Consider the following 7412-nt stretch of genomic DNA (forward strand, 5'->3'; position numbering starts at 1 on the left):
AGCGGGGAAAGGGGAAAGGGGATTAGGGATTGGGGATTGGGGACAAGGGGGACTTATCAGTTATCAGTTATCAGTTATCAGTTATCAGTTATCAGTTATCAGTTATCAGTTATCAGTTATCAGTTATTAAATTAAACTGCTCACTGTTAACTGTTAACTGATTCATGCCCTTTCCCCGATCCCCTTTCCCCGATCCCTATTCCCTGATCAAAGTGTTACAGTATACGCATCTCGAATTCCAGGTACTTTGGTAATCTCGCTCAAAATGCCATCGGGTAAGGGATCATCAAGACTGAGAACCATCACCGCATCACCGCGAACGATTTTCCGGCCTACCTGCATACTGGCAATATTGACATTAAAGCTGCCTAGTAGGGAACCAAGTTTACCAATGATTCCTGGCATATCCCGGTGTACAGTAAACAGCATGTGATGGCTGGGGGGAACGTTGATTGGGAAACCGTCGAGGTTTGTGAGGCGGATTTCTCCGTCACCTAACAAAGCACCTGTGACAGCATGAGTACCCAAAGAACCTGTGGCTTCTAAATGTATTGAACCAGCATAGTCTTTGATTGCTGCATCTCGCGTTTCAATGACGCGAATTCCCCGTTCTTTGGCTTCGATGCTGGCGTTGACGTAGTTTACCCGTTCTCGCAGTGCTTGGAATAGAAGTCCTTTGAGAGAAGCGACTACTAACGGCTGACTTTTGTTGGTTGCTAATTCACCTTGTAATCTCACGTTGAGTAATTCTACTCTTCCACCAGCTAGTTGTCCGACGAGATTACCTAAGGTTTCAGCTAACTGCATGTAGGGTTTGAGTTCTTCTAAGACATCTGGCCCCAATCCTGGAATATTTACTGCCGATCGCGCTGGTAATCCTAATAGTACATCCCGGATTTGTTCAGCGACGTCAATAGCCACATTCACTTGCGCCTCTGTTGTGGAAGCACCCAAGTGTGGAGTCAAGATGACTTCTTTACCCAAAGACCTTAAACTCGATTCTCCCAATGGTTCTGAATCGAATACATCGAGGGCTGCACCCGCAATTTTACCTTCTTTAATGGCAGTTGCGAGAGCTTCTTCATCAATGATGCCACCACGAGCGCAGTTGATGATTCTGGTGGTGGGTTTCATTTTTGCCAGCATGGTGGCATTAATTAAATGGGTGGTTTCTGGTGTTTTGGGAATGTGTAGGGTAATATAATCTGCTTGCTGCACTAGTAAATCCATATCCACTAGCTGACAACCAAGCTGTTCAGCTCTTTCTGTGGAAATAAACGGATCATAAGCAAGCAATTTCATTCCCATTGCTTTAGCAACAGCAGCAACATGGGAACCAATTTTACCCAAACCGACAATCCCAATAGTTTTTTTGTAGACTTCAGCACCCACAAAGGTTTTGCGATCCCATTCGCCGCGTTTTACAGAAGCATTCGCATCAGGAATATGGCGAGACAAAGATAGCATCATTGCTAGCGCGTGTTCAGCAGCAGCGATGGTGTTTCCTTCTGGGGAGTTGACTACCACAATCCCTTGACGAGTTGCAGCAGCAACATCCACATTATCTACACCGACACCAGCGCGACCAATAATTTTTAGCTGTGTCCCAGCTTCGATGATTTCTTGGGTGACGCGGGTTCCAGAACGAATCATCAGTGCATCGTATTCACCGATGATTTGTACTAATTCTTCTGCTTTTAAGCCTGTTCTGACATCAACAGTAGCTACTTGGGATAAGATGTCGATCCCTGCTTGATCAATTGGATCGGAGACGAGAACCTTAGACATGATGATTGGTTTTAAGCTAGAGGTAATGCGATCGCTGGAATATTAAGTTTAATGTTTATGTGTACCAGTTGAACCAACAATACAAACAACGTTGATTTAGCAGTCCAGCTATACCTCTGGGTTAGCTTCTCTACTTTGCTTTTTGAGACTTGAGAGTAAACTTGACTTGCCTCTAATCCCATAAGTTTAAGTAGAGATGCAGAGATATCTGTTAGACTCTCTCGCTAAATATAAACCATCAATGGTGCAAATACCTATATATTTATTAAATATTCCAAATGTAGGCGCGTGAAAAACAAGAACCCCAATTTTTATAAAAATTCGGGATTCTGCGTCTACTATTCAAGAAATTAATCTATATTTTTCTCTAGTTTCTAAATCAGCAACATTACTAGCCTATACTAATTGCTTAAAAATTTTAGATTTTGTTTTGGCATATAGAGACGGAAAGAATTGCATCTCTACTACAACAATAATATTACTGAAATGCTTTTTTGAAGTCTTAAAATATACGTATTTCTTCTATACCTATTTTACTTAAATCAACAGCAGCATAGAACTATGGCTGTTAATTTTTGATATGTCATTGAAATTAAAACCCTTGTTTTTAAAGGGTTTTAATTTTCCTTGATGCCAACAATTATTCAATTTTCAATTTAAAATATACAGTTATGCCAGCAGATTTTGCAGGTAACAATTTAAATAATTCTCGGAATTTAAATGTTACTTATATCAACCAAAATTTTAGAGATTGGGTAGGAAAGGGTGATAAAAATGATTACTACAGTTTCAACCTCAGCAATCGTAGTAGCTTAAATTTAGTTGTTGATGGTTTGTCAGCTGATGCTAATTTACAACTACTAAATAGTAGTGGTTCTGTAATTTCAGCTTCTTACAATAGTAAAAAAAAAGCAGAATCTATCAGTACAACTTTAGAAGCTGGCAGCTACTACATCCGAGTTTACCGAGTTAATAAGAAGAAAAGTACTTACTACAACTTAAAAGTTTCTGGTAACGAAGCACCACAATCATTACAATTAACCACTAGTAAAACCACTTATCAACAAGGCGAAATAGTTAATCTAAAAAATACTAGTGTATTTGATGGTAACGGTGCAGGTGACTTAGCACAAGTAGATTTTAGGTTACAAAAAAACGGTGGTGAATGGCAAGATATCGGCGATGCAGTGAATTTTATCGCCAATAGTAACGATAACCGCTATGCCAGTTTTGAATACAGTTTATCTGGTCTTGATGCAGGCAATTATGTATTATCAGCAAAAACCTACGATAAATCAGGTGCTAGTACAGACACGATACAAACTAGTTTTGGTATTATACCTGTTGCTACTCAAGACTGGTTTGACTTGAATATTCAAGATACAGGTATACGTGAGGCTACAAGATGGCGTTTTACAGATAATATTCTTGATCGCAACGATATGATTGCTATCCTTCGAGAAGCAAAAGATAGCAGTGTAGTTGACGGTAGCGAATTAACTGATTTGCGTACACTAGTTAATAATTCTTCTTTCTTAAGAATACCAGAGTACGTACGTGTTTTATCGAACAAAGTTGTTAATTATGACCTTGCTAATCAAAATTATCAAGGAAATGCGCTAGGTAATTTGTATGCAGGTAGCAGCGATATTCAAATCGAGAACTTAATTAGTAAGTGGTTTTTGGGTAGCGATCGCCCCACAAGCTCCTACAATTATCAATATGCTAATGGTTCTTTGTTTCAAAACGGCATTACTTATCAAGATATTAAACAAGGTAGTCTTAATGACTGCTTTTTCCTCACAGGTTTAGCAGCAACTGCTTTCCGCTCACGTACCATGATTGAAAATATGTTTATTGACAACGGTGATCAAACTTTCACCGTGCGTTTTTACAATCATGGAATTGCTGATTATCTGACGGTAGATAGATATTTACCTACTAATCAAGAAGGATATTTTATTTACGCTAATCAAGGCAATTACTACGGAAACTCTGATAATGAATTATGGATTGCTTTGGCTGAAAAAGCTTACGCTCAACTTAACGCATCTGGATGGATTTATCAAGATAATACCAATTCTTATAATGGTATTAATAATGGTGGTTACGTCAGTGATGCACTCACAAATATCACAGGATTAAAGACTTCTCTCGCCAATCTGCTTAATTTTAACTCAGTAGTGAATGCTTTCAATTCTGGGCAAATGATTGGTTTGAGTACAAAATCAACAGTGGTTGATGCAAATATTATTTCTGGTCATGCTTACGCATTAGTAGGTTACAGTTCTTCAACCCAGATGTTTACACTATTTAATCCCTGGGGTATCGATAACGGCACTTCTAAACCGGGTATTATCGAACTGTCTTGGAATCAAATTGAAACAAACTTTAGCTATTGGGATGCGACAACCAATCATATTGTTTAAAAAGTAAAAAATTACAATACAGCGTTACCGCTTCGCGTACATATCAACAAAATATAGAGACGTTGCAGTGCAACGTCTTTTTCTATTGGATAGAAAACTTAATTGAACCGTATTGATTCATACTCAAGCGATCGCTACAAAGTTTGAGTTGCTCAAGATACAAGAATATTGTTTATATTTGCATTTCTTGAATTATCAAATCAAGACAAGATTATTTGTAAATAAACTAGCATTTTCAATGATGATTATATAGTAATTATTAGCAAATAGAGAGATATTTTAATGCCATAAAATTTTCCCAAGGAGAGAATACTTATGCCCAATCAAAGTAACAATCAAAACTTATTTGATGATCCAGGGCTAAATATTACTCCTAAATACTCAGCAGATGATTTCAGTTCTCAAGATGATTACTACTTGTATTACAGTGGTCGGAGTAGCTTTCAAACAACTGAAAATAGTCTAGAATCAGATGTTAGTAGTCAGCGACGAAAAAATAGTCAATCAAAAAATTCTGCTCAAGCGACCGCAGTAGACTTAGTAATCCAAAATGCATTTGCTCCTAGTGTGGCAAATGCAGGTAGCACTATTCAAGTTTCTTATCAAGTAAAAAATAAAGGTAAAAATAGTGCTGGATTTAATTATACAGATTTTTATATTTCTAAAGACAAGAATATTAGTAGCGATGACTCGTTTTTGGGTTGGAATTGGCTTGGTAATATTGACGCTGGTAGTTCTACTTCTCAATCTCAAAATGTGACTGTAGATAGTAATCTTGCGTCCGGAAACTACTACATATTATACAGAGCCGATGCTTTAGATAATGTACTAGAAATTAGTAATGCAAATAACGTTTTTGCACGGGAAATTACGATTACCAACACAGCAAGTGGAGGATATAATTCTACTTCTGGTTATGGCTTAGTTAACGCTTCTGAAGCAGTAGCTAAAGCTACCAATCAAAATACCTTTGCTGATGTTCCTGACTTGGGTGGAAATAACTGGGGTGCGGATGTGGTAAAAGCACCAGAAGCTTGGACGCAGGGATATACAGGTAAAGGTGTGGTTGTAGCTGTTTTGGATACCGGGGTAGACTACAATCACCAAGACTTGAGTTCTAATATTTGGACAAATAGCAAAGAAATTGCTGGTAACGGTAAAGATGATGATGGCAACGGTTATATTGATGATTACTACGGTTGGAATTTTGACGGCAACAACAACAGTACTTTAGATGTCAATGGTCATGGTACTCATGTTTCTGGTACTATTGCTGGAGTGAACAATGGGTATGGTGTGACTGGTATTGCCTATGATTCTAAAATTATGCCAGTCAAAGTTTTAGACGATGAAGGCTCAGGTTCCTACAGTGCGATCGCCAAGGGAATTTACTACGCTGTAGATAATGGCGCTAATGTGATTAACTTAAGTTTGGGTGGTGGACGTTCTAACGATACACTCCAAAAAGCAATTGAATATGCCAGCAACAAAGGTGTTATTGTTGTGATGGCAGCTGGTAACGATGGTGGTTCACAACCAGCCTATCCTGCTCGTTATGCAGACAAATATGGAATTGCTGTTGGTGCGGTAGATAAAAATAAAAATCTTGCAGACTTCTCTAACCGTGCGGGAGAAAAGCAACTGACTTACGTCACAGCACCTGGAGTCAATGTCTATTCTACACTTCCAGGTAACAAGTATGCGTCTTATAATGGCACATCAATGGCAGCTCCCCATGTTGCGGGAGTAGTTGCTTTGATGCTTAGTGCTAACCCTAACCTAACTGATGCTCAAATACGTCAAATCCTCGCAGAAACATCAGGAAATAGCACAACGCAAGCTGCAAACTATGGCGTAAATACTAATTCTGTAACTGAAACGAAACCTAATAGCCTAAGTTATCACACTAACGTGACTGCTGTTTCTAGTTTTGATAATATTGCTTCACCTTGGAGTCGTAGCTATACAAATAAAGATATTCTTACTTCTGCTAGCAATCCCAATTCTACAAATGAGAATCACAATAATATTGTACCAAACTCATCTGCATGGACGCAATTTTGGCATGATTACAAAAACAGTGTGATTGGTGATAGTAGCATTAGCACAAGTAATTATGATGATTCGGAAACAGAAAGCATAATTGAAAAGCGTAAACCCTAAAATTATGACGAAAAATCCTTAACTCAACCGTATTAATCTATATCTGCTGCACTAGTATAAAAATCTCTTCACAATATCTAAGTAATTGAGGAACTTACGCTAGCATACTTGGTAAAAGTATGAAATAAATCCTCTAAATCAATGGATATTGCTTTACTAGTTAAAATTTTAGCGCCTTGCTTGCCATTCCTGATGAATGTGGGCAATAAAGCTGTAGAAGGTGCATCTCAAAAAATCGGTGAAGATGTATGGAACAAGGGAAAAGCAATTTGGGGTAAGTTAAATCCGCAAATAGAAGCAAAACAAACAGCGCTAGAAGCAGCAACCGACTTAGCAAATCATCCAGAAGACGAAGATTTGCAAGCAGCTTTGCGGGTACAACTCAAGAAAATCTTAGAAAGCGACACAGCACTAGCAGCAGAAATCACCAAAATTTTGCAAACCACATCCCCAACCCAGCCAACGGGCGACAATATTCAAATCAGTGGTCAATCCTACGATCAAAGTACATTAAAGCAGGTAGGGAAAATAGAAGGAAACCAAGTTAGTTTATAAGTAATTCCACTTATTTAAGCTTGATATAATTTAATGCAGACGCCTGCATTCGTAATGTAACGCGATACAATCGCAATGTAAGGCGATACATTAACAATGCAAGGCGATACATTAACAATGTAGGACGATGCATTAACAATGTAACGCGATGCATTAACAATGTAAGGCGATACATTAACAATGTAAGGCGATACATTCGTAATGCAATACCAATTTGAAAAAATAGGAGACACAGAAAACTGGAATTACCCTGCTTCTTTGAATTCGTTAGGTATTGCTTACAAATCTTTGGGAGAATATCAAAGGGCGATAGACTTCTACCAGCAATCTTTAGATATCAAAACACAAATAGGCGATCGCTCTGGACAAGCTAGTTGTTTAATTGGTTTGGGTAATGCCTACAATTACCTGGGAGAATATCAAAGGGCGATAAACTTCTATCAGCAATCTTTAGATATCAAAACACAAATAGGCGAT

The 7412-nt window shown here is 38.2% G+C and carries 5 protein-coding genes; 4 read left to right on the forward strand and 1 reads right to left on the reverse strand.

Annotated elements, in window-relative coordinates; genetic code table 11:
- Positions 1–207 precede the first annotated feature (207 nt).
- The gene (serA, locus tag B4U84_RS06325; RefSeq protein ID WP_017309191.1) at positions 208–1788 is read right to left on the reverse strand and encodes a phosphoglycerate dehydrogenase; all 1581 of its coding nucleotides are present in this window, start codon (positions 1786–1788) and stop codon (positions 208–210) included.
- 671 nt (positions 1789–2459) lie between these two features.
- Between serA and B4U84_RS06330 the strand changes: the two genes are divergently transcribed.
- The 4 genes from B4U84_RS06330 to B4U84_RS06345 all read left to right on the forward strand — a co-directional run.
- Complete coding sequence (locus tag B4U84_RS06330; protein ID WP_131116205.1) at positions 2460–4217, forward strand: C2 family cysteine protease; 1758 nt, start codon at positions 2460–2462, stop codon at positions 4215–4217.
- Positions 4218–4532: 315 nt separating this feature from the next.
- A complete protein-coding gene (locus tag B4U84_RS06335) occupies positions 4533–6380 on the forward strand; it encodes a S8 family serine peptidase (RefSeq protein WP_131116207.1) in 1848 nt (615 codons plus the stop codon).
- A 141-nt stretch (positions 6381–6521) separates the two neighbouring features.
- Positions 6522–6935 carry a hypothetical protein gene (locus B4U84_RS06340; protein ID WP_242677554.1) on the forward strand — a complete coding sequence of 138 codons (414 nt, stop codon included), beginning with the start codon at positions 6522–6524 and terminating at the stop codon, positions 6933–6935.
- A 201-nt stretch (positions 6936–7136) separates the two neighbouring features.
- Positions 7137–7412: tetratricopeptide repeat protein (locus B4U84_RS06345; RefSeq protein ID WP_131118753.1), on the forward strand; the 276-nt coding region annotated here is incomplete at its 3' end.

Origin of the sequence: Westiellopsis prolifica IICB1, from assembly GCF_004323185.1 — a bacterium.
Lineage (GTDB): Bacteria > Cyanobacteriota > Cyanobacteriia > Cyanobacteriales > Nostocaceae > Pelatocladus > Pelatocladus prolificus_A.